Source organism: Rhodocyclus tenuis (assembly GCF_014197755.1).
GTDB lineage: Bacteria > Pseudomonadota > Gammaproteobacteria > Burkholderiales > Rhodocyclaceae > Rhodocyclus > Rhodocyclus tenuis.
The window spans coordinates 236442-257553 of record NZ_JACIGE010000004.1 but is presented as its reverse complement, the minus strand read 5'-3'; the positions used below and the strand labels follow the sequence as shown (position 1 = coordinate 257553).

Sequence of the window (21112 nt, the reverse complement as noted above, 5' to 3'; positions counted from 1 at the left end):
CGGCGGCTTCGGTGCGCCGGCGTTTTCATTCGTAACCGAGGCTTTTCAGCAGCCGTTCGTCGTCGGCCCAGCCGGACTTGACCTTGACGAAGACCTCAAGGAAGACCTTGCCGTCGAACAGACGCTCCATCTCGACGCGCGCTTCGCTGGCGATGCGCTTCAAGGTCTCGCCGCCCTTGCCGATGACCATCGCCTTGTGATTCGGGCGATCGACGACGATGGCAGCGCTGATCCGGCGCAGCGCGCCGTCGAGTTCGAACTTCTCGATCTCGACCGCCGCGGCGTAGGGCAACTCGTCACCGAGCAGCCGGAACAGCTTTTCACGCAGGAATTCGGCGGCAAGAAAGCGTTCGCTGCGGTCGGTGATCTGGTCTTCGTCGAAGAGCATTTCCCGCTGCGGCAGGAGCTTGCGGGCTTCAAGCAGCAGGCCTTCGGTCTGCGCGCCGTTGGCGGCGCTGATCGGGACGATCGCGGCGAAATCGCGCTGAGTGCCGAGTTCGGCAAGGAAAGGCAGCAGCCTTGACTTGTCGGTGAGGCGATCGATCTTGTTCACCACCAGAATCACCGGCCGGTCGGCCGGCAGCAAGGCGAGCACGGCCTTGTCGGCAGCGTCGAAGCGACCAGCCTCGATGACGAACAGCACCGCGTCGACGTCACCCAGCGCCTGCGTGACACCGCGGTTCATCGTGCGGTTGAGCGCGTTGGTGTGCCGCGTCTGGAAGCCCGGCGTATCGACGAAGACGTACTGCGCGTCGGCGTCGGTACGGATACCCATGATCTGGTGCCGCGTCGTTTGCGCCTTGCGCGAGACGATGCTGATCTTCTGGCCAATCAGGCGATTGAGCAGCGTCGATTTGCCAACATTGGGACGACCGACGATGGCGACGTAGCCAGCTTTGAATTCTGCGTTCATGCGTATTCCTGAAGCCGCTCGAGTGCGCGCTCGGCGGCCATCTGTTCTGCCGCGCGCCGGCTGGCACCACTGCCCTCGGTACGGATCGAGAGGGCGTCGATCTCGCAGGCAACGGTGAAATGCTGGGCATGCGCCTGTCCGGCAGCAGTGACCAGCGCGTATTTGGGTAGCGCCAGACGACGTCCCTGCAGGCTTTCCTGCAGGCGCGTCTTGGCATCCTTGTTCGGCTGTCCAGGCGCGATCGCCGACAGCAGCTCGCCGTAGAGCGTCGAAATCACCGCTTCGGCCGCGGCAAAGCCGGCGTCGAGGCAGATCGCGCCGAACAGCGCTTCCATGGCGTCGGCGAGGATTGACGGACGCTCGCGCCCACCGCTGCGCGCCTCGCCCTCGCCAAGCCGGAGACAGCCGCCGAGCGACAGCGATTGCGCCAGCCGGTACAGCGTTTCCTGACGGACGAGATTGGCGCGCAGCCGGGACAGATCGCCTTCGGGCAGCGCGGGAAAACGTTCGTAGAGACGCCGGGCAACGACACAGTTGAGGACCGAGTCGCCCAGAAATTCAAGGCGCTCGTTGTGTGGCGAACTATGGCTGCGATGCGTCAGTGCCGTCGCCAGCAGGGAACGATCGGCAAAGGAATAGCCGAGCGCCTGCTCGATTCGATGATCGGTCATTCAGCTTTGCCGTGCCCCGAGGACGAGCCGCGGAAATCGATCAACAGGCTGACGTTGGCAAACAGCGGAATGCGCTTTTCGTAGGCAAACTCGATGACCACTTCGTTGCCTTCCTTGGAAATATCAAGGTCGGCCGGCGTCAGCGTCTTGATCTGGTCGACCTCGGCATAACGCTCGAAAGCCTTGCGGATCTCGGGAACCGTCTGCCCGCCAGCGGCGGCGGCAACGGCCTTGACGTCCTTCTGGATCTTGTAATAGTCGATCACTTCGGGCACCACCTTGATCGCCAGCAGCGCCACCACGGCGACGACGAAGCCCCATAACAAAAGCCCGGAAAGGGCTACGCCACGCTGACGATTCATTGCTGCTCCCTCAATTGAACGACCCGACGCGCTTCAGATCGTTGAAATTGAACCAGATGAAGAACGCTTTGCCGACGATGTTCTGCTCAGGAACGAAGCCCCAGTAGCGGCTGTCGCGGCTGTTGTCGCGATTGTCCCCCATCATGAAGTACTGGCCGGGCGGCACCTTGCAGATCACGCCGGAATTATTGTAGAGGCAATTTTCGCGCATGGGGAACTGCGAGGCGCTGGTGATGAAGGCCGGCGCATCGTCGTCGTTGAGGATGCGATGCTCGACCGGACCGAGCTTCTCGACGAACTGCTGCGAGTAAAAAAGCCGCTCCGGATGCAGGTAATCATCGACGCGCGTCATGTCGACCGCCTGGCCGTTGATCGTCAGCTTCTTGTTCTGATACGCCACCGTATCACCGGGAACGCCAACGACACGCTTGATGTAGTCAAGCGAAGGGTCTTCCGGGTAGCGGAAAACCATGACGTCGCCACGCTGCGGGTCGCCGACGCTGATGATCTTCTTGTCGATCACCGGCAGGCGGATGCCGTAGGCGTACTTGTTCACCAGGATGAAGTCGCCGACGAGCAAGGTCGGAATCATCGAGCCGGAGGGAATCTTGAACGGTTCGGCAACGAAGGAGCGCAGTACGAAAACGACCAGGATCACCGGAAAGAAGCTTGAACCGTACTCGACCCACCACGGATCCTTGCCCGCCGGCGCGCGACGCGGTCGCAGGATGAAGGCGTCGACCAGCCAGATGCCGCCGCTGACAAGCAGGAGAATGAAGAGGATCAGGGCAAAGTTCACAACACGACTCCGTTATTTGCCGTCGACACGCAGCACGGCGAGGAAGGCTTCCTGCGGGATTTCGACAGCGCCGACCTGCTTCATCCGCTTCTTGCCGGCCTTCTGCTTTTCGAGCAGTTTCTTTTTGCGGGTGATGTCGCCGCCGTAGCACTTGGCAAGAACGTCCTTGCGCATCGCCTTGACGTTTTCACGGGCGATGATGTTGGTACCGATGGCGGCCTGGATGGCGACGTCGAACATCTGGCGCGGGATCAGTTCGCGCATTTTCGACGCCAGCGCGCGTCCACGATAGATGGCGTTGGCACGGTGCACGATCACCGACAGCGCATCCACCCGTTCGCTGTTGATCAGAATGTCGAGCTTGACGACGTCGGCGGCGCGGTATTCCTTGAACACGTAGTCGAGCGAGGCGTAGCCGCGCGACGCGGATTTCAGCTTGTCGAAGAAATCCATGACCACTTCGGCCATCGGCATGTCGTAGATCAGCTTCACCTGACGGCCGTGGTAGCTCAGGTTCACCTGGTTGCCGCGCTTCTGGTTGCACAAGGTCATCACCGCGCCGAGGTAGTCCTGCGGCACGAAGATCGTCGTCGTGATGATCGGCTCGCGAATTTCGTCGACCTTGGTCGAATCGGGCAGGCGCGACGGGTTTTCCACTTTGAGTATGCTGCCGTCGCGCATCGCCACTTCATAGACGACTGTCGGCGCGGTGGTAATCAGGTCCTGGTCGAATTCACGTTCCAGCCGCTCCTGGACGATTTCCATGTGCAGCAGGCCGAGGAAGCCGCAGCGGAAACCGAAACCGAGCGCCTGCGAGACTTCCGGCTCGTAGTGCAGCGAGGCGTCGTTGAGCTTGAGCTTTTCCAGCGAGTCGCGCAGCGAGTCGTACTGGTTCGACTCGACCGGGTAAAGCCCGGCGAACACCTGCGACTGGATTTCCTTGAAGCCAGGCAAGGCCGTGACCGCCGGCCGATCGGCCAGCGTCACCGTGTCGCCGACCTTGGCGGCGTCGAGTTCCTTGATGCCGGAGATGATGAAGCCGACCTCGCCCGCCGACAGCACGTCGCGCGTTTGCGACTTTGGCGTGAACACGCCAACCTGCTCGCACAGGTGGGTCGTTCCGGTCGACATCAGGCGGATCTTGTTCTTGGCGCGCAACTGGCCGTCGATGACGCGCACCAGCATGACGACGCCGACGTAGTTGTCGAACCACGAATCGATCAGCAGTGCCTTCAGCGGCGCCTCCGGGTCGCCCTTGGGCGGCGGAATGCGTGCAATGATCGATTCAAGAATGTCCTCGACGCCTAGGCCCGTCTTCGCCGAGGCGAGAATGGCGTCGGTGGCGTCGATGCCGATGACGTCCTCGATTTCCTGGCGAGCCTGTTCCGGACTGGCCGATGGCAGGTCGATCTTGTTGAGGACTGGCAGCACTTCGACGCCGAGTTCGATCGCCGTGTAGCAATTGGCGACAGTCTGCGCCTCGACTCCCTGCGAGGCATCAACCACCAGCAGAGCGCCTTCGCAGGCCGACAGCGAGCGCGAAACTTCGTAAGAGAAGTCGACGTGTCCCGGCGTGTCGATCAGGTTCAGGTTGTATATCTGGCCGTCGCGCGCCTTGTAGTGCAGCGCCGCCGTCTGCGCCTTGATGGTGATGCCGCGCTCCCGCTCGATATCCATCGAATCGAGCACCTGCGCCTCCATCTCGCGGTCAGACAGACCGCCGCAGAGGTGGATGATGCGGTCGGCCAGCGTCGATTTGCCGTGGTCAATGTGCGCGATGATGGAGAAATTGCGGATGTGTTGCATGCGTCCTGTCGTTTTCAATTTCGAGAAATGACTTTAAGCAAAAGTCACAACTCATTAATTCGTTTATGTTATTTTCTCGTAATCGCTGCACGGCAACGATATTCGCCGCGACACGCCGGAGTGCGCCGCCGGACCCGGCAAGACTAGGCTGGAACGTTTTGGAGACGGCACCGGGAACGGCTTCGTTCAGGCCATGAAGGCGGCGGCCGGCGCGCGAAGCGAGCGGAGAGTGGCGGCGGATTATACCGCGATTTAGCGCCCAGGCTGGCGGTCAGACCTTTGCTGCCAGCCCGGCAAGATAGGCGCGAACCAAGGCAGTATCAAGGTGATAGTGACAAAGTTCGCGCCCCTGGTGCAGCAGAACCGGCACCAGTTCGTCATATTGCGCGACCAGCGACTCATCGGCGTCGACGTCGAGCACTTCGACATCGACGCCGAACTCGCCGGCCAAGGGCACCAGCGCCACTTCCATGTCGTGGCAGAGGTGACAGTAGCTACGTGAAAGCAGCGTCAGGCAGATCGGTGCAGCCATTTCAGTCGTTCTTGCGCTCGGCCGGTGGTTTGATGGTAACGAAAGTCTGCAGTTCGCCACGCCGCACCAGCAGGGTGATGCCGGCATTGCGTTCAAGCTGACCGAGCAGCTTGTTGAACTGGTCGACCGTCTTCAGTTCAGTGGTGACGCCGCGCGCGATGATCGCCAGCAAGATGTCGCCGGGACGCAGGTCGGCGCGCGCCAGATTGCCGCGCACCTCCTCGACCAGCAAGCCGCCGCCGATCTTCAACTCGCGCCTCTGTTCGGGCGTCAGTTCGCTAACACCGAGCCCGTAACGGTTGTTCGGCGAATCGGCTTGCGCGCCTTTGCGACCGGGACGAACGGCGACCTTCTCTTCCGCCGTTTCACCGACGGTGACGGCGATATCGCGCGCCGCGCCCTTGCGCCAGACCTGCACGGTGACACGCGTTCCCGGCTTGACCGAGCCGACGACGCGCGGCAGATCGCCGGAACTGATCACCGGCCGTCCCTCGAACTTGAGGATGACGTCACCCGCCTCGATCCCCGCCTTGTCGGCCGGACCGCCCTTCTCCACCGCACTGACGGCAGCGCCTTGCGCCTTCGACAAACCGAAGGAATCGGCGAGATCCTTGCTCACTTCCTGGATGACGACGCCGAGACGTCCGCGGCTGACCTTGCCGGTCGACTTCAGTTGCGCCTGCACGTCCATGGCCACGTCGATCGGAATGGCGAAGGAAATTCCCATGAAGCCGCCCGACCGGCTGTAAATCTGCGAGTTGATGCCGACGACCTCGCCCTTCATGTTGAACAGCGGACCACCGGAGTTACCCGGATTGATGGCGACGTCGGTCTGGATGAAGGGAACGAGGTTTTCCTGCGGCAGCGAACGCCCCTTGGCACTGACGATACCGGCAGTGACGCTGTTCTCGAAACCGAAGGGCGAGCCGATGGCGACGACCCATTCGCCGACGCGCAAGGCGCTCGGATCACCGAGGCGGACGACCGGCAGGCCGCCGGCGTCGATCTTGATCAGCGCCACGTCGGTACGCTTGTCGGCACCGATGACGCGCGCCTTGAATTCGCGCTTGTCGGTCAGCTTGACCGCGATCTCGTCTGCCGAATCGACGACGTGGGCATTGGTCAGGATGTAACCGTCGGCACTGACGATGAATCCGGAGCCGAGCGAGCGGCTTTCGAATTCACGCGCCCCCCCGGGCGAGCCAAGACCGCCGTGCGGATTCGGCATGAAACGGCGGAACAGATCCGCCATCGGGTCATCGTCGTCAAACGGGAAGACCTGCGCACCGCGCGCGTTGCCGCGGACGATCTGCGTCGTGCTGATATTGACGACGGCAGCTCCCTGTTTCTCGACCAGTTCGGTGAAATCGGGCAAACCTCTGGTCTGCGCCTGGGCGACAAAGGAAACAGAGAAGAAAAGAAACGCTGCGAGAAGTTTTTTCATAAGCAGCACTACCTCCTGATCTGGACTGAAAGACGCTCCGTCGACAATACGGCCGAAACTCGGAAACTCAAGGGCAAGACTCCTTGCCCGCAGCCCGGCAGAAACAGGGCCGCCGATGCCGCCCGCAGCCTTCAGTCAGGCCGCGCGTCCGGCAGCCGAAGCCGGCCGGATCACCGGCTGCATCGCCGGATCGGCTGCGGAAACCTTGCGGTCGCGGCGCAGGACGAACCAGCCCGCGACGATTCCCGCCAAGGCGCCGCCGATGCTGCCAGCCTCACCGGCGAGTGCGCCTCCGGCCAGTGCGCCGGCGAACAGCGCGACGAGGGGAATGCCGTAGGCGAGCACGGCGCTGCGGCGAACCGCGCCATCGGCAATCGCCAGGCGGATGCTGGCCCCCACCGGAACACACTCGGGATTGAGCGCACGAAAGTCGCGCGACTCGCTGCTGCAGAGCATTCGTCCGATGTTCGCGCCGCCGCCGCAACCGCCGGGTTCATGGCAACGACCGCAGCCGCCGCTCGCTTCGAGACGAACGATGGCGAAGTCGCCATCAAGGGCAACGATGGTTCCGCTGGCTTCGTGCATGGTCAGTTTCCACCCTTCTCTGCTGCCGGTGGCGATTACCAGCGACGGTCGGGCGCCGTTGCCAGCAGCGGCCGCAGGCGCGCCGCCACTGATTCGCGGGCGCGGAAGATGCGCGAGCGCACGGTACCGATCGGACAGCCCATCGCTACGGCGATTTCCTCGTAGCTCAGTCCTTCGAGCTCGCGCAGCACGATCGCCGTGCGCAACTCGTCGGGCAGAGCCTCCATGGCGGCGTTGACGGTCTCGCCAACCTGCTTCGACTGCAACAGGCTTTCCGGCGTATTGATGTCGCGCAACTGATCAGCATCGTCAAAGCCTTCAGCCTCTTCGGAATCGAATCCGGTCGAGGTCGGCGCCCGCCGGCCTTGCGCAACGAGGTAATTCTTGGCGGTATTGATGCCGATCCGGTAGAGCCAAGTGTAAAAGGCACTGTCACCACGAAACGACGGCAAGGCCCGATAGGCCTTGATGAACGCCTCCTGGGCGACATCCTCGACTTCCGCCTGATCGCGAATGAAGCGCGAAAGCAGACGCCCCAGCTTGCGCTGGTACTTGGCGACTAAGATATCGAATGCATATTTGTCGCCGCCTTGTGCGCGTTCGACCAATTTCTGGTCTGTTTCGCGTTCGCTCATGCCTTTTGAATCCCCGAAAACAAGCATCGATACGGATGAGTATATCGCAACCTCCCTGCCCGGCCGAGAATTTGATATTGGCATAAATCCGGGCAAGCTGCCGACATGCGCACGGGAATGAAGCCAGGTCAAGGAAGGCCGCGCCCCTGCCGGCGCCAGCGTGCTATAGTTTTCACCCTTTTTTCGACGGAGCCTGTCAAGTGGCGCTTCGCTTCGACGTACTCATCATCGGCAGCGGCCTTGCCGGACAATCGGCGGCGCTGCGGCTGGCCGAGACCCATCGCGTTGCCGTCATCAGCAAACGCACGCTCGAAGATAGCGCTTCCAGCTGGGCCCAGGGCGGCATCGCCGCAGTGCTCGACAGCCGCGACTCGATCGAGGCACACATCCGCGACACTTTCACCGCTGGCGCCGATCTCAACGACGCCAAGGCGACGCGCTTCGTCGTCGAGAACGGCCGCGTGGCGATCGACTGGCTGATCGAGCAAGGCGTCCCTTTCTCGCGCGACGAAAAGGGCTACCACCTGACGCGCGAGGGTGGCCATAGCGCCCGCCGCGTCATCCACGTTGCCGACGCCACCGGCCTCGCCGTCCAGGAAACACTGACGCCGAAGCTTCGCCGCCACCCGAACATCACGATCCTTGAAAACCACATCGCGATCGACCTGATCACCGGCGGCAAACTCGGGCTCGGCGAAAACCGCTGCTACGGTGCTTATGTGCTGAATACCGAAAGTGGCGAAGTCGTCACCGTCGGCGCGCCACACACGCTGATCGCAACCGGCGGCGCCGGCAAGGTCTATCTGTATACGACCAACCCGGACACCTCGACCGGCGACGGCATCGCCATGGCCTGGCGCGCAGGCTGTCGCGTCGCCAACATGGAGTTCATCCAGTTTCATCCGACCTGTCTGTATCACCCGCAGGCCAAGTCCTTCCTCATCTCCGAGGCGGTACGCGGCGAAGGTGGCCTGCTGCGCCTACCCGACGGCACGCGTTTCATGCCGGCGCACGACCCCCGCGCCGAACTGGCGCCGCGCGACGTCGTCGCCCGCGCGATCGACTTCGAGATGAAGAAACGCGGCCTCGATTGCGTCTACCTCGATATCTCGCACAAACCGGCGGCTTTTCTCAGCGAGCATTTCCCGAACATCCTCGCGCGCTGCCTGGAACTGGGTATCGACATCACGCGTGCGCCCATCCCGGTCGTCCCGGCAGCCCACTACACCTGCGGTGGCATTGTCACCGACCTGCACGCACGCACCGACCTGCCCGGCCTCTATGCCGCGGGCGAGGCCTCGTGCACCGGACTGCACGGCGCCAACCGACTGGCCAGCAACTCGCTGCTCGAGTGCCTGGTCTTCTCGCAAGCCGCGGTGCAGGACATCCTCGCGCAAGGCAAGCTGTCGATCCCTGCACTGCCGGCCTGGGACGCCAGTCGTGTCGGCGATCCGGACGAGGAAATCGTCATTGCCCACAACTGGGACGAACTGCGCCGCTTCATGTGGGACTACGTCGGCATCGTGCGCACGACCAAGCGCCTGCAACGCGCGCAGCACCGCATCCGCCTGCTCAAAAACGAGATTGAAGAGTTTTATTCGAACTTCCGCGTCAGCCACGATCTGATCGAGTTGCGCAACCTCGTCGTCACGGCCGACCTGATCGTGCGTTGCGCCCTGCGTCGCCACGAGAGCCGCGGATTGCACTACAGCCGCGACTACCCCGACCTGTTGCCGCAAGCGAGGCCGACGATCCTCAGGCGTTCCTTGCGCCGCTAGCGCCGGCGCGCCAGCGCAGCCAGACGCTCAATGTGCGGAACTGGCTGGCGTCCACCAGGGCGTCGGCCGGCAGGACCAGGGTGCGCAGGCTGCGCCGAGCAACCGTCGCTGACTCGCTCGTCGGGCCGCACCATCGAAGCACGATCAGGAACGGTAGAACGGCGCTGTCTGGCGACACCTTGCCGCTTTGCCACACACCCGAAGCGTCGGCAACCGACAACTGGCCACTGGCTTCCAGACGCAAGGCCGAGATGTCCGCTGACCGGGTGCTGCGCCACAGCGACAGACCAACAAGCGCGTTGAGCAAGAGCGCCAGCCAGATGGACCACGCGGGCGCCCAGAGGCTGAGCGCGGCGAGGCAATGAAATGCCGTCAGGAAGACGAGCAGGCTGCGCGAAGAGCGCAGCCGAACGATGCTCGGCCCTTGCACCATCGAAGCAGCGTCGATGGTGCAAGGGGCCGTCTGCGGATCAGATCCGCCGGATGACCACCGTTCCGTTGGTGCCACCAAAGCCGAAGGAGTTCGACAGCGCCACGTCGATCGGCATCGACCGCGCCTCGTTGGCGCAATAATCGAGGCCGCAACGCTCATCCTGGTTGAAGATGTTGATCGTCGGCGGCGAGATCTGGTGATAGATCGCGAGTGTCGAGAACACCGCCTCGATGCCACCGGCGGCACCGAGCAGGTGCCCGGTCATCGACTTGGTCGAATTGACCACCAGTTTCCCGGCGTAATCACCGAAGGCACGCTTGACGGCGATCGTCTCGGCGAGATCGCCGAGCGGCGTCGAGGTGCCGTGTGCGTTGAGGTATTGCACGTCACCGGGATTGAGTCCGGCATTGCGCAGCGCGGCCAGCATACAGCGTGCAGCACCCTCGCCGTCGTCACAGGGCGCGGTGATATGGTGCGCGTCGGCGCTACGGCCATAACCGACGAGTTCGCCGTAAATACGAGCGCCACGAGCGCGCGCACGTTCGAATTCTTCGAGCACGACAACGCCGGCACCTTCGCCGAGAACAAAGCCGTCGCGGTCGCGATCCCACGGGCGACTCGCCGTCGCCGGATCGTCGTTGCGCGTCGACAGCGCGCGTGCGGCACAGAAACCACCGAGGCCGAGCGGCGACACCGTCGATTCGGCACCACCGGCGATCATCACGTCGGCGTCGCCGTACTCGATGATGCGCGCCGCTTCACCAATGCTGTGCGTACCGGTGCTGCAGGCGGTGACCAGCGAGATGTTCGGACCCTTGTAGCCGTACATGATCGACAGGTTGCCCGAGATCATGTTGATGATCGAACCGGGAACGAAGAACGGCGAAACCTTGCGTACACCGCCGCCGAGATAGTCGTCGTGCGTCGACTCGATCAGCGGCAGGCCACCGATACCCGAACCGATAGCGACGCCAAAGCGCTCCGCGTCATCGGGGTGCGCCACCAGACCGGCATCGCGGATCGCCTGCACACCGGCCGCCAGCCCGTAGTGAATGAAAGTATCCATCCGCCGCGCATCTTTCGGCGCGATGTATTCGGAGACGTCGAAGCCCTTGACCTCGCCGGCAATCTTTACCGGAAAGTTTGCCGTGTCGAAGCTCTTGATGTGATCAATACCCGAGCGTCCGGCGACAATGTTCTGCCATGCCTCGTCGACGGAGTTGCCGACCGGAGAAACGATACCAAGGCCAGTAATGACTACTCTTCGGCGCGTCAACTTCTGCTCCCGGAAAAAAATGGACGACCGGACACTGCTGCGCACGGTACATGAAATGAATCAGCCGGATGCGGATCTGCCGAAAATAATCCACCAGAAACCGGTCCGCGCGATGCAAAGCCGGCTAAGCCGGCAACCGGACCTGCCACTCGGAACAGAGCCGGCCCGGCTTCGAGACTGCGGGAAATTTCCCCGCAACAACAATTACTTCGGGTGAGCGACGACGTAGTCGATGGCTTGCTGAACCGTCGTGATCTTCTCGGCTTCTTCGTCGGGAATCTCACACTCGAATTCTTCTTCGAGCGCCATCACCAGTTCAACCGTATCCAGCGAGTCTGCACCGAGATCGTCAACGAACGAGGATTCGTTCTTGATGTCAGCCTCATTCACACCGAGTTGTTCGGCAACGATCTTCTTGACGCGCTGTTCAATGTTTTCCATTTTTAGGGCTCCTTCCCTGATTGCCGGTTTGAATCAAACCGCAGCATTCTACCAAATCGACCGACGCGCACCAAATGCTCACCGGCCGTCCACAACACCTTTTACTCCATCACCATGCCACCGTTGACGTGAATCGTCGTGCCGGTAATGTAAGCCGCGCCCGGCGATGCCAGGAAGGCGACCGCTGCCGCCACGTCTCCCGGAGTACCGAGGCGCGCCAGCGGAATACCCGCCAGCATCGACTCTTTCAATTTTTCGTCAAGCGCGTGCGTCATGTCGGTGGCGATCAGGCCCGGCGCAACGCAATTGACCGTAATGTTGCGGCTGCCGAGTTCGCGTGCCAGCGAGCGGCTCATGCCGGCAACGCCCGCCTTGGCGGCGCAATAGTTCGCCTGTCCCGGATTGCCGGAGTGACCGACCACCGAAGTCACGTTGATGATGCGCCCGTTGCGTGCCTTCATCATGCCGCGCATCACCGCCTTCGACAGGCGGAAGACGGCTTTCAGGTTAGTGTCGAGCACCGCATCCCACTCTTCTTCCTTCATGCGCAGGGCCAGATTGTCGCGCGTGATGCCAGCGTTGTTGACCAGAATACCGACGGCGCCATGCGTCTTTTCGATCTGTCCGAGCACCGCCTCGATCTGTGCCTGGTCGCGAACCTCAAGCACGGCCCCCTCGCCCTTGACTCCGGCAAGAGCAAGATAGGCACTGATGCGGGCTGCGCCCTCCTCGCTGGTCGCGGTACCGACGATGGTCGCGCCGAGACGGCCCAGCTCAAGCGCAATGGCCTGACCGATGCCACGCGAAGCGCCGGTGACGAGTGCAACTTTTCCGTTGAGCATCGGGAATTACTCCAGCGTAGACAGCGCTGCCTCGATGGCAGCCAGATCGGCAAGTGCAAGCCCCGTGACGCCATCGGCGCATCGCTTGCTCAGACCGGCGAGAACCTTGCCCGGACCGCATTCGGCGATCGTGCCGACGCCAAGCGCGGCGATCGCCCGGATGCTGTCGACCCAGCGCACCGGCGAACACGCCTGGCGAACGAGGGCGGCGCGAATCACTTCCGGATCGCTTTCGACGCGCGCATCAACGTTATTGACTACCGGGATGCGCGGCGCGGCAAATTTGACTGACGCCAGACCGACGGCCAGCCGTTCGGCCGCCGGACGCATCAGCGAAGAATGGAATGGTGCCGAGACCGGCAGCAGCACCGCGCGCTTGGCACCACGCGTCTTGCACAGCGCGCAGGCGGCTTCGACCGCGGCTTTGTTGCCGGCGATCACCGTCTGTCCGGGCGCGTTGAAATTGACCGCCTCAACGACTTCGCCGCCGCCAACTGCGGCCGCAGCTTCGGCGCAGGCAGCGCTGATTCCTTCGTCGTCGAGGCCGAGGATCGCCGCCATGGCGCCGGTTCCGGCCGGTACAGCTTCCTGCATCGCCGCAGCGCGCAAACGCACCAACGGCACCGCATCGGCGAACTCGATGACGCCAGCGGCGACCAGCGCGGCGTATTCGCCAAGGCTGTGTCCGGCCAGCACCGCCGGCTCGCGACCACCCTTCTCGAGCCACAGGCGATAGGCGGCAATGCCGGCGGTCAGCATCACCGGTTGCGTGTTGACGGTCAGCGCGAGCGCTTCGGCTGGCCCCTCGGCAACCAGTTGCCAGAGGTCTTCACCGAGCGCGGCCGAAGCTTCGGCAAACGTTGAACGGACGATGGCAGCGTCGCCGTAGGCGGCCATCATGCCCACCGACTGCGAACCCTGCCCCGGAAATACGAAAGCGAATGTCAACTGAGACTCCCCACAAGCATTGGCAAGACAGCGAAAACAGTATTCAAGCAAAACGACCCGGCCAGCACCCTGCCCGCAGCGGCAGCAGACTGTCGCGTCTAAAACTCAAGCAGGACGGCACCCCAGGTAAAGCCGCCACCGACACCTTCAAGCAGCACTTTCTGTCCGCGTTGCACACGGCCATCGCGCACTGCGGCGTCAAGCGCCAGCGGCACCGACGCTGCCGAGGTATTGCCATGATCATCCACCGTGACGATCACGCGCTCCATGCCCAGACCGAGCTTGCGCGCCGTCGCCTCGATGATGCGCATATTGGCCTGATGCGGGATCAGCCAGTCGATGTCGGCCGGCGCAACGCCAGCGCTGGCGCAGCATTCGCCGGCCACTTCCGAGAGAACGCGCACCGCGAAACGGAAGACCGCCTGACCGTCCATGCGCAGGAAGGGATCGCCGATCACCTTCCCGCCACAGACGTTGCCGGGAACCGAGAGGATGCCGTGGTGCGCGCCATCGGCGTGCAGCGCCGAAGCCAGGATTCCCGGCTTTTCGGCGGCCTCCAGGACGACGGCGCCAGCGCCATCACCAAAGAGCACGCAGGTCGAACGATCCTGCCAGTCGAGAATGCGCGAAAAGACTTCGGCGCCGACGACCAGCGCGCGGCGATGACCGCCGGCGCGGATAAACTTCTCGGCGATGGTCAGCGCATAGATAAAGCCGCTACACACAGCCTGCACGTCAAAGGCCGTGGCGCCACGGTTGCCAAGGCGTCCCTGCAGCAGGCAGGCGACGCTGGGAAAGACGTAATCGGGCGTCGACGTGGCGACGACGATCAGGTCGATTTCCGACGCATCGACACCGGCGCTGGCGAGCGCGCGCAGGCTGGCTTCGTAGGCAAGATCGCTGCTGCTGGTTTCCGGCGGCGCCAGATGGCGCGAGCGGATGCCGGTGCGCGTCGCAATCCACTCATCGCTGGTATCGATACCGCGCGCCACGAGATCGTCATTGGTGACGGGCGTTCCGGGCAGGTAGCTACCCGTACCGGCGATTCTGGCGAACATCAGGCGGTCTCCAGTTGCGGGTGCAGTTGCGCGACGCGCTCGCTGATGCGGGCAAGAACGCCGGTGCGTGCCGCATCGGCAGCGCGACTGATGGCAAAACCGTAGCCGAAGACGTCGGCCGAGCCGTGACTCTTGACGACAATCCCCTTCAGGCCGAGCAGACAGGCACCGTTGTAACGCCGGTGATCAAGCCGGTTCTTGAAGCGCTTGAGTACCGGCATGGCCAGCAGCGCGGCGATGCGCGACAGGGTGCTGCGTCCGAATTCCTCGCGCAGAAAAGCGCCGAGCATCTGCGCCAGCCCCTCCGACGACTTCAAGGCAACATTGCCGACGAAGCCGTCACACACGACAACTTCGGCGTCACCCTTGTACAGGCCGTCGCCTTCGACGTTGCCGATGAAATTGAGCCCGGAGTCACGCAGCAACTCGGCGGCGCGCTTGACGACGTCGTTGCCCTTGATCTCTTCCTCGCCGATGTTGAGGATGCCGACCGTCGGCCGCTCATGGTGCTCGATCGCACTGACCAGCGACGCGCCCATCAGACCGAACTGCAGCAGATGCTCCGGCGAACAGTCGACGTTCGCGCCGAGGTCAAGCACGTGCGTGTGGCCGGTCATCGTCGGCAAGGCCGCACAGATTGCCGGCCGGTCGATACCGGGCAGCATCTTCAGTACGAAGCGCGAAATCGCCATCAGCGCACCGGTATTGCCGGCAGAAACGCAGGCATCGGCCTCGCCCTGACGCACCAGATCGATCGCTACGCGCATCGACGAATCCTTCTTGCTGCGCAAGGCGAGCGAAGGCGGCTCGTCCATGCCCACTACCTGAGTCGCATGACGCAGAGTCACGCGCTCATGAACCGCGCCACCCAGACAGGAGCGGAGCGTCTCTTCCGGACCGACGAGGACGACGCGGGCATCCGCGTTAGCGCGGACGAAAGCGAGTGCCGCCGGAACCGTGACTGCCGGGCCGTGATCTCCGCCCATGCAATCAATGGCGACAGTAATGGTCATGAATTAAATGCGCAAAAGAAAGGGCAGGCGGCACGCCCGATAGGCGGCCTGCCTGCCCGAATCCGGCAGCTTACTCGCCCTTGGCCTTGACGACCTTCTTGCCGCGATAGGTACCCGAGGGGCTGACGTGATGGCGCAGGTGCACCTCGCCCGTCGTCGCTTCAACAGCCAGCGGCGGGTTGGTCAGAAAATCGTGCGCACGGTGCATACCGCGCTTCGAGGGGGACTTCTTGTTCTGTTGAACAGCCATGACTTGCTCCTGTCGTCAAATTCAGGCCGGCTTGCCCTTGAGGGCTGCCAGCGCGGCAAAGGGTAAAACTTTACTGGTTCTCGGCCCGGCTAAGGGCACAGAACAACTTTCATGTCGTGGCGCAAACGGCAGGGCGAGAATGATCTCGTCCTCGATCAGCGCCACAACGTCGAGTTCCTGCTGCGCCGGAAGATAATCCCTCGAATCGTCTTCGAGCTCTTCCTGCGTTATCTCTGCTTCGCTACTGACCAACTCGATGCGGCTGTTCAGTTGCAAGGAATACTCCATCGCTTCCAGACAACGCTGACAACGCAACTGAAGCACTCCATCGACCTCAATCTTCAGCTGCGACTGACCACGCTCGCCACTCACCGCGCTTACGCGATAGGCAACGGCACCGCTGGTTTGCGCCAGCCAGTCGTGGGTCCGGGACAGTTGCGCAATCCGCAATTCGCCCTGCAGCGAACCTGCTTCCTGCACGAATGCCAGACTGTCAATCACGATCTGTTGCGACATAGGGGGCGCATGATATTATTTTCGGCTTTCGAAGTCCAGCAGCGTCTGAGCATATTGCGCGCATCAGGCGCCGGCTGACAGGCAGCTCACCCGAACGGGCTGAAGACATCTCAATTGCCGCCCCTCGCGCGAATTTGCCGGCCGCGCAGAAACCCAGCCATGGCCCGAAGCCGGCACCGCAGCCCGCCCGGTCATGTAACGCGGCAAGCACCGGACCTTTGCCACCGCATTCAGACATTCCGCCCCCTCACTGTGGGCCGACTCACCCTTCCCTGCGCCTGCTTTCTGACTCGCCATGAATACGTCACCGCTCGTCCTCGCCTCGACCTCGCCGTTCCGCCGTGAACTGCTCGCCCGTCTTGGCCTGCCTTTCACTACTGCCAATCCGGACGTCGATGAAAGCGCGCTCGCCGGCGAGTCGCCGGAAGCGACTGCCCTGCGCCTGGCCGAAGCCAAGGCGCGCGCTGTTGCCGCCCGTTTCCCGTCGGCGCTGATCATCGGCAGCGATCAGGTCGCCTGCCTCGACGGACAGATTTTCGGCAAGCCCGGCAATCATGCCAACGCCGTTCGCCAGTTGCAGAACTTGCGCGGTCGTCAGGTAAATTTCTTCACCGGACTGTGCCTGTTCAATGCTGCGAGCGGGCGCGTGCAGCTACGTGGCGTGCCGACGCTGGTCGGCTTTCGCCAGGTCGACGACGCCGCCATCGAGCGCTACCTGCATCGCGAACAGCCCTACAACTGCGCTGGCAGTGCCAAGTCGGAAGGTCTCGGCATCGCACTGATCGACCGGATGGAAGGCGAAGACCCCAATGCGCTGATCGGCCTGCCGCTGATCGCGCTTTGCGACATGCTTATCGAAGAAGGCGTTAACATTATTTAATCATAGTATTACGGCTCACTTCTCACCCATATTGTGAAGATTGGCACACTTTATCTGATCCCGGTACCCTTGGGTCCAACAGCACCGGTAGCGGTCCTGCCAGCCACGGTGCTCGCCACCGCACAAAGCCTCGCCTTTTTTGTTGCCGAAAATGCCAAGAGCGCGCGCGCTTTCCTGAAGAGCTTGCCTGTCACACGGCCGCTGGCCGAAATCGCCATTCACGAACTCAACGAGCACACGCGTCCGGCCGATTTGCCGGCGCTGCTGCAACCCCTTCTGAGCGGTAATGACGTCGGCCTGGTCTCCGAAGCCGGCTGCCCGGGCGTTGCAGATCCCGGCGCAGCGCTGGTCGAACTGGCACACCAGCACGCAATCCGTGTCGTTCCATTGGTCGGCCCGTCGTCGCTACTACTCGCCCTGATGGCGTCAGGACTGTGCGGACAGCAGTTCGCCTTCCATGGCTATCTGCCGGTCAAGGACGAGGCGCGTGCGCAACGTTTGCGCGAACTGGAAAGAGAATCGCGGCGGCAAGTGCGGACGCAGATTTTCATCGAAACGCCGTATCGCAACCGGCAGCTGTTCGCTGCGATGCTCGCCGCCTGCGCTGAGACATCACGCCTCTGTATCGCCGCCGATATCACCCTGCCGAGCGAGTATCTTGCCACGCGGACGCTTGCCGAATGGCGCCGGCTGGGTCCGCCGGACATTGAACGCCGGCCCGCAGTATTTCTGCTGCAGGCCTGACGAAGGATCGCCTAGCGCAGCTGCGTCTGCTCGCCGCCGCCGAGCAGGCCGAAGCTCAGATTGCGCGCCACGTCAGCGCCAAGACGCTTGGCAAAGCGTTCGGCGATGTTGTCCTTGACCGAGTAATCGAGCAGTTTCTCGGCCTTGACCACGTCGCGCGCGACCGAATCGACGGTACCGTAATCGTCGGACAGACCGAGCTGGATGCTCTGGCTGCCCGCCCACATCAGGCCCGAGAACATCTCCGGCGTTTCCTTGAGGCGCTTGCCGCGCCCCTGGCGAACGACTTCGATGAACTGCTTGTGAATCTCGCCGAGCAGCAGCCGCGCGTGTGCTTTCTGCTTCTCGTCCTGCGGCGAGAAAGGATCGAGAAAGCCCTTGTTTTCGCCGGCGGTGAGCAGGCGCCGTTCAACACCCAGCTTGTCCATTGTGCCGGTAAAGCCAAAGCCGTCCATCAACACGCCGATCGATCCGACGATGCTGGCGCGATTGACGTAGATGCGGTCAGCAGCAACCGCCACGTAATAACCGCCCGAGGCGCAGATATCCTCAACCACGGCATAGAGCGGGATGTCCGGGTGCTTGGCGCGCAAACGCAGGATTTCATCGTGGATGATTCCCGACTGCACCGGGCTGCCACCGGGACTGTTGATGCGCAGGACGATTCCGGCAGTACCCTTGTCTTCGTAGGCCGCCTGCAGGGCGCCCGTGATCTTTTCGGCACTGGCCTCACCAGTCGGCTCGATGACGCCATGCAGATAGACGACCGCCGTGTGCCTGCCGTCAGCAAGCTTTTCGGAATCACCCCAATCGACCACCAGCACCAGCACCGCGACCAGATAGGCAAGTACCGCGAGCTTGAAGAAAATCCCCCAGCGCCGCTTGGCTTTTTGTTCCTGCAGGGTGGAAAAAGCGATCTTTTCCAGCAGCTGTCGTTCCCATTGCGGGTCGTTTTGCGGGGTTTCCAATGTCTTACTCGTTCGGGATAAGAAGGACAAAATCGTCACGCTCCTCGACCGCGACCGGGATCAGGCCGCGCCCCTGGCAACGTCCGCCAAGACAGCGCCCACTCTCGGGTGCGTAGAGCGCTCCATGCATTGAGCAAATCAAGTATAGCTTGGAATCATCGAAGAATTCGCCCGGACGGCAGTCGAGTTCGACCGGAACATGGCTGCAGCGGTTGAAATACGCATGGACACGGCCGTGGAAACGGATAGCGAAAGCGGGCTCTTCCTTGCCGTAAACCATGACCTTGAAACGTACACCACGACTGCCCTCGACCAGATCGGCCGACCGGCAAATCACGCGTTCCTGCGCAACCATGCGGCCATTTCGTCGATATCGTCAACGCAGGCGAGCGGCGTCAAGGCCGCGAGATCCGCCGCCGGATGCGCGCCATGCGTTACCGCAAGAGAGCCGACACCAGCATTGATCGCCATCTGCAGATCGTGCGTGGTATCGCCGATCATTAGCGTTCGTCCGGGCGCCACCGAAAGCTCATCCATCAATTCCTCGAGCATCTGCGGATGCGGTTTCGAGTGACATTCGTCGGCACAGCGCGTTGCCGCAAAGAAACGGCCGAGCCCGCTGGCGCATAGCGCGCGCTCCAGGCCTTGCCGACTCTTGCCGGTGGCGACAGCAAGCGTAAAGCCCGCTTCCGACAGTTCGGCAACAAGCGCTGCAGCACCGGGAAACAGCTCCAGTTCGTGGTCGCGCGACAGGTAGTGAAAACGGTAGCGCTCGACGATCTTCGGATAACTCTCTTCCGGCAAGTCGGGCGCGGCATAGAGCAGCGCGTCGTGCAGGCCCAGACCGATCACATGCCGTGCGCGCTGTTCCGGCGGCACCGGCAGATCAAGGTCACGGCACGCCGCCTGGATCGAGGTAACAATGGCGGCGGCCGAATCGAGGAGAGTGCCATCCCAGTCGAACACCAGTAATTCAAAACGTTTGGCCATAATCCTGGGCGTCGTGCTGCGACAGATGCTGAAGGAAAGAAGCAAGCGCCGTTGGCAGCGACGATTCGAGCTCAAGTGTCTCGCCGCTCGCCGGATGCGGCAGCCGCATGCTGCGCGCGTGCAGGAACATGCGCTTGAGCCCGTCGCGCTGCAGCTCACGGTTGCGTGCGAAATCGCCGTATTTCTCGTCGCCGGCAATCGGGTAGCCCAGATGCGCCAGATGCACGCGTATCTGGTGCGTGCGCCCGGTCTTCAGTTCGGCCTCAAGCAGGCTGAAACCCTTCCAGCGCGCCAGCAGGCGGAACACCGTGTGCGAAGCCTTGCCCTCGTCGGCAACGCGCACGCGCTTTTCGCCCGAGGGCAGATCGTATTTCAGTAGCGGCAGGCGGACGTTGCGCAAGGGATCCATCCAGCGCCCGACAACCAGCACCCAGTAGCGCTTGTCGACGGCGCCTCCGGATCGCCCACCGCTACGAAAAAGATCGTGCAGGGCATTGAGCGCCGATCGCTTCTTGCCGACAAGCAGGACACCGGAAGTCTCGCGGTCAAGACGATGCGCGAGTTCGAGGAAGCGCGCCTGCGGCCGCTGCCGGCGCAAAGCTTCGATGACGCCGAAACTGACGCCGCTACCGCCATGCACGGCGATCCCGGCGGGCTTGTCGATGGCCAGCAGCGCTTCGTCCTCGAACAGGATCGGGAGCTCGGCCTTGATCGCCGCACCGTCAATGATCTCGTTCTCGCGCTCGCTTTTGCGCTCGGCCATGCGCAAGGGAGGAATGCGCAAGATATCGCCGCTGCGCAGCCGATAGGACACGGCAACGCGACCGCTGTTAACGCGGACTTCGCCACTGCGCACAATCTGGTAGAGATGACTGCGTGGAACACCTTTGCAGACTCGCAACAGGTAGTTATCGAGTCTCTGGCCCTGCTCTTCTTCGCTGACGATGGTCTTTATTACGGAATTTTTGCCAACTTCGACCATTGTTTTATATACTGGAGTGGATTTGCGTCTCGGATGGAAAGGGGCGCTGACCCGTGAGACCGTCGAACGGCGCCGATTGCAGGATGATCGTGACGTATTTTCCGGCAGGCCTCAGCATCCCCGCTCGCGCCGATCTGCGCGAGATCTTCCTGCGCAAATCACCTGGTTAAGTACGCTCACCACAAGTAGCGATACTACTTCATTTGCGCGCGCCCAGCACGTGCGGACCGCCCCAAGCAGATTTCC

The 21112-nt window shown here is 62.5% G+C and carries 25 protein-coding genes; 3 read left to right on the top strand and 22 right to left on the bottom strand.

The window, feature by feature from the left end; all coding sequences use genetic code 11:
* Nucleotides 1–25: 25 nt before the first annotated feature.
* From era to rpoE, 9 genes are all read right to left on the bottom strand, one after another.
* Nucleotides 26–913 carry a GTPase Era gene (gene era, locus GGD90_RS07650; protein WP_153115675.1) on the bottom strand — a complete coding sequence of 296 codons (888 nt, stop codon included), beginning with the start codon at nt 911–913 and terminating at the stop codon, nt 26–28.
* On the bottom strand, nt 910–1584 hold the full coding sequence (rnc, locus tag GGD90_RS07645) for a ribonuclease III (protein WP_153115674.1): 675 nt from the start codon (nt 1582–1584) through the stop codon (nt 910–912). The genes era and rnc overlap by 4 nt, the downstream gene beginning before the upstream one ends.
* Entirely contained in the window at nt 1581–1946 is a 366-nt protein-coding gene (locus GGD90_RS07640; protein WP_153115673.1) for a DUF4845 domain-containing protein, read from the bottom strand. The genes rnc and GGD90_RS07640 overlap by 4 nt, the downstream gene beginning before the upstream one ends.
* A 10-nt stretch (nt 1947–1956) precedes the next feature.
* Nucleotides 1957–2745 carry a signal peptidase I gene (gene lepB, locus GGD90_RS07635; RefSeq protein WP_153115672.1) on the bottom strand — a complete coding sequence of 263 codons (789 nt, stop codon included), beginning with the start codon at nt 2743–2745 and terminating at the stop codon, nt 1957–1959.
* A 12-nt stretch (nt 2746–2757) separates the two neighbouring features.
* Complete coding sequence (gene lepA / locus GGD90_RS07630) at nt 2758–4551, bottom strand: translation elongation factor 4 (protein ID WP_153115671.1); 1794 nt, start codon at nt 4549–4551, stop codon at nt 2758–2760.
* A gap of 271 nt (nt 4552–4822) precedes the next feature.
* Nucleotides 4823–5083: a glutaredoxin family protein gene (locus GGD90_RS07625; RefSeq protein WP_153115670.1), complete on the bottom strand. Its 261-nt coding sequence runs from the start codon at nt 5081–5083 to the stop codon at nt 4823–4825.
* 1 nt (nt 5084) lies between these two features.
* Nucleotides 5085–6527 carry a DegQ family serine endoprotease gene (locus GGD90_RS07620; protein WP_153115669.1) on the bottom strand — a complete coding sequence of 481 codons (1443 nt, stop codon included), beginning with the start codon at nt 6525–6527 and terminating at the stop codon, nt 5085–5087.
* Nucleotides 6528–6662: 135 nt separating this feature from the next.
* Nucleotides 6663–7112, bottom strand: coding sequence for a SoxR reducing system RseC family protein (locus tag GGD90_RS07615; protein WP_153115668.1), 450 nt, complete (start codon nt 7110–7112; stop codon nt 6663–6665).
* Nucleotides 7113–7147: 35 nt separating this feature from the next.
* The gene (gene rpoE / locus GGD90_RS07610) at nt 7148–7747 is read right to left on the bottom strand and encodes an RNA polymerase sigma factor RpoE (RefSeq protein WP_153115728.1); all 600 of its coding nucleotides are present in this window, start codon (nt 7745–7747) and stop codon (nt 7148–7150) included.
* Between the two features lie 200 nt (nt 7748–7947).
* Here rpoE and nadB point away from each other — a divergent pair, with 200 nt between their 5' ends.
* Nucleotides 7948–9525, top strand: coding sequence for an L-aspartate oxidase (gene nadB / locus GGD90_RS07605; RefSeq protein WP_153115667.1), 1578 nt, complete (start codon nt 7948–7950; stop codon nt 9523–9525).
* On the opposite strand, the gene GGD90_RS07600 is transcribed toward nadB, so the two are convergent.
* The 9 genes from GGD90_RS07600 to GGD90_RS07560 all read right to left on the bottom strand — a co-directional run bounded on the left by GGD90_RS07600 (nt 9503) and on the right by GGD90_RS07560 (nt 16302).
* Complete coding sequence (locus tag GGD90_RS07600) at nt 9503–9958, bottom strand: protein YgfX (protein WP_153115666.1); 456 nt, start codon at nt 9956–9958, stop codon at nt 9503–9505. The genes nadB and GGD90_RS07600 overlap by 23 nt on opposite strands.
* A 37-nt stretch (nt 9959–9995) precedes the next feature.
* Nucleotides 9996–11234 (bottom strand): beta-ketoacyl-ACP synthase II, encoded by a 1239-nt coding sequence (gene fabF / locus GGD90_RS07595; protein ID WP_153115665.1) that lies wholly within the window; start codon nt 11232–11234, stop codon nt 9996–9998.
* 204 nt (nt 11235–11438) lie between these two features.
* On the bottom strand, nt 11439–11675 hold the full coding sequence (gene acpP / locus GGD90_RS07590; RefSeq protein ID WP_153115664.1) for an acyl carrier protein: 237 nt from the start codon (nt 11673–11675) through the stop codon (nt 11439–11441).
* Between the two features lie 101 nt (nt 11676–11776).
* A complete protein-coding gene (fabG, locus tag GGD90_RS07585) occupies nt 11777–12517 on the bottom strand; it encodes a 3-oxoacyl-ACP reductase FabG (RefSeq protein WP_153115663.1) in 741 nt (246 codons plus the stop codon).
* A gap of 6 nt (nt 12518–12523) precedes the next feature.
* Nucleotides 12524–13465: an ACP S-malonyltransferase gene (gene fabD, locus GGD90_RS07580; protein ID WP_153115662.1), complete on the bottom strand. Its 942-nt coding sequence runs from the start codon at nt 13463–13465 to the stop codon at nt 12524–12526.
* Nucleotides 13466–13563: 98 nt separating this feature from the next.
* A complete protein-coding gene (locus GGD90_RS07575) occupies nt 13564–14526 on the bottom strand; it encodes a beta-ketoacyl-ACP synthase III (RefSeq protein WP_153115661.1) in 963 nt (320 codons plus the stop codon).
* Nucleotides 14523–15536 carry a phosphate acyltransferase PlsX gene (plsX, locus tag GGD90_RS07570; RefSeq protein ID WP_153115660.1) on the bottom strand — a complete coding sequence of 338 codons (1014 nt, stop codon included), beginning with the start codon at nt 15534–15536 and terminating at the stop codon, nt 14523–14525. The genes GGD90_RS07575 and plsX overlap by 4 nt, the downstream gene beginning before the upstream one ends.
* 70 nt (nt 15537–15606) lie before the next feature.
* Nucleotides 15607–15786 carry a 50S ribosomal protein L32 gene (gene rpmF / locus GGD90_RS07565; protein ID WP_153115659.1) on the bottom strand — a complete coding sequence of 60 codons (180 nt, stop codon included), beginning with the start codon at nt 15784–15786 and terminating at the stop codon, nt 15607–15609.
* A gap of 21 nt (nt 15787–15807) precedes the next feature.
* Complete coding sequence (locus GGD90_RS07560) at nt 15808–16302, bottom strand: YceD family protein (RefSeq protein WP_153115658.1); 495 nt, start codon at nt 16300–16302, stop codon at nt 15808–15810.
* 295 nt (nt 16303–16597) lie between these two features.
* Here GGD90_RS07560 and GGD90_RS07555 point away from each other — a divergent pair, with 295 nt between their 5' ends.
* A complete protein-coding gene (locus GGD90_RS07555) occupies nt 16598–17182 on the top strand; it encodes a Maf family protein (protein WP_153115657.1) in 585 nt (194 codons plus the stop codon).
* A gap of 33 nt (nt 17183–17215) precedes the next feature.
* Nucleotides 17216–17926: an SAM-dependent methyltransferase gene (locus GGD90_RS07550; protein ID WP_153115656.1), complete on the top strand. Its 711-nt coding sequence runs from the start codon at nt 17216–17218 to the stop codon at nt 17924–17926.
* A gap of 11 nt (nt 17927–17937) precedes the next feature.
* Here the strand turns inward: GGD90_RS07550 and GGD90_RS07545 are convergent, their stop codons facing one another.
* From GGD90_RS07545 to GGD90_RS07530, 4 genes are read right to left on the bottom strand one after another with little or no spacing between them, the layout of a single operon-like run.
* The gene (locus GGD90_RS07545) at nt 17938–18894 is read right to left on the bottom strand and encodes a S49 family peptidase (protein ID WP_153115655.1); all 957 of its coding nucleotides are present in this window, start codon (nt 18892–18894) and stop codon (nt 17938–17940) included.
* A gap of 4 nt (nt 18895–18898) precedes the next feature.
* Nucleotides 18899–19249, bottom strand: a complete 351-nt coding sequence (locus GGD90_RS07540; RefSeq protein WP_153115654.1) for a Rieske (2Fe-2S) protein — start codon at nt 19247–19249, stop codon at nt 18899–18901.
* Complete coding sequence (locus GGD90_RS07535) at nt 19228–19884, bottom strand: HAD family hydrolase (RefSeq protein WP_153115653.1); 657 nt, start codon at nt 19882–19884, stop codon at nt 19228–19230. The genes GGD90_RS07540 and GGD90_RS07535 overlap by 22 nt, the downstream gene beginning before the upstream one ends.
* Nucleotides 19868–20866, bottom strand: a complete 999-nt coding sequence (locus tag GGD90_RS07530) for an RluA family pseudouridine synthase (protein ID WP_153115652.1) — start codon at nt 20864–20866, stop codon at nt 19868–19870. The genes GGD90_RS07535 and GGD90_RS07530 overlap by 17 nt, the downstream gene beginning before the upstream one ends.
* Between the last annotated feature and the right edge of the window lie 246 nt (nt 20867–21112).

What these genes read in the sequence shown, in the direction of transcription:
- era (WP_153115675.1), bottom strand. Translation starts at nt 913, where the DNA reads ATGAACGCAGAATTCAAAGCTGGCTACGTCGCCATCGTCGGTCGTCCC.
- rnc (WP_153115674.1), bottom strand. Translation starts at nt 1,584, where the DNA reads ATGACCGATCATCGAATCGAGCAGGCGCTCGGCTATTCCTTTGCCGAT.
- GGD90_RS07640 (WP_153115673.1), bottom strand. Translation starts at nt 1,946, where the DNA reads ATGAATCGTCAGCGTGGCGTAGCCCTTTCCGGGCTTTTGTTATGGGGC.
- lepA (WP_153115671.1), bottom strand. Translation starts at nt 4,551, where the DNA reads ATGCAACACATCCGCAATTTCTCCATCATCGCGCACATTGACCACGGC.
- GGD90_RS07625 (WP_153115670.1), bottom strand. Translation starts at nt 5,083, where the DNA reads ATGGCTGCACCGATCTGCCTGACGCTGCTTTCACGTAGCTACTGTCAC.
- GGD90_RS07620 (WP_153115669.1), bottom strand. Translation starts at nt 6,527, where the DNA reads ATGAAAAAACTTCTCGCAGCGTTTCTTTTCTTCTCTGTTTCCTTTGTC.
- GGD90_RS07615 (WP_153115668.1), bottom strand. Translation starts at nt 7,112, where the DNA reads ATGCACGAAGCCAGCGGAACCATCGTTGCCCTTGATGGCGACTTCGCC.
- rpoE (WP_153115728.1), bottom strand. Translation starts at nt 7,747, where the DNA reads ATGAGCGAACGCGAAACAGACCAGAAATTGGTCGAACGCGCACAAGGC.
- GGD90_RS07600 (WP_153115666.1), bottom strand. Translation starts at nt 9,958, where the DNA reads ATGGTGCAAGGGCCGAGCATCGTTCGGCTGCGCTCTTCGCGCAGCCTG.
- acpP (WP_153115664.1), bottom strand. Translation starts at nt 11,675, where the DNA reads ATGGAAAACATTGAACAGCGCGTCAAGAAGATCGTTGCCGAACAACTC.
- fabG (WP_153115663.1), bottom strand. Translation starts at nt 12,517, where the DNA reads ATGCTCAACGGAAAAGTTGCACTCGTCACCGGCGCTTCGCGTGGCATC.
- plsX (WP_153115660.1), bottom strand. Translation starts at nt 15,536, where the DNA reads ATGACCATTACTGTCGCCATTGATTGCATGGGCGGAGATCACGGCCCG.
- rpmF (WP_153115659.1), bottom strand. Translation starts at nt 15,786, where the DNA reads ATGGCTGTTCAACAGAACAAGAAGTCCCCCTCGAAGCGCGGTATGCAC.
- GGD90_RS07560 (WP_153115658.1), bottom strand. Translation starts at nt 16,302, where the DNA reads ATGTCGCAACAGATCGTGATTGACAGTCTGGCATTCGTGCAGGAAGCA.
- GGD90_RS07555 (WP_153115657.1), top strand. Translation starts at nt 16,598, where the DNA reads ATGAATACGTCACCGCTCGTCCTCGCCTCGACCTCGCCGTTCCGCCGT.
- GGD90_RS07540 (WP_153115654.1), bottom strand. Translation starts at nt 19,249, where the DNA reads ATGGTTGCGCAGGAACGCGTGATTTGCCGGTCGGCCGATCTGGTCGAG.
- GGD90_RS07535 (WP_153115653.1), bottom strand. Translation starts at nt 19,884, where the DNA reads ATGGCCAAACGTTTTGAATTACTGGTGTTCGACTGGGATGGCACTCTC.
- GGD90_RS07530 (WP_153115652.1), bottom strand. Translation starts at nt 20,866, where the DNA reads ATGGTCGAAGTTGGCAAAAATTCCGTAATAAAGACCATCGTCAGCGAA.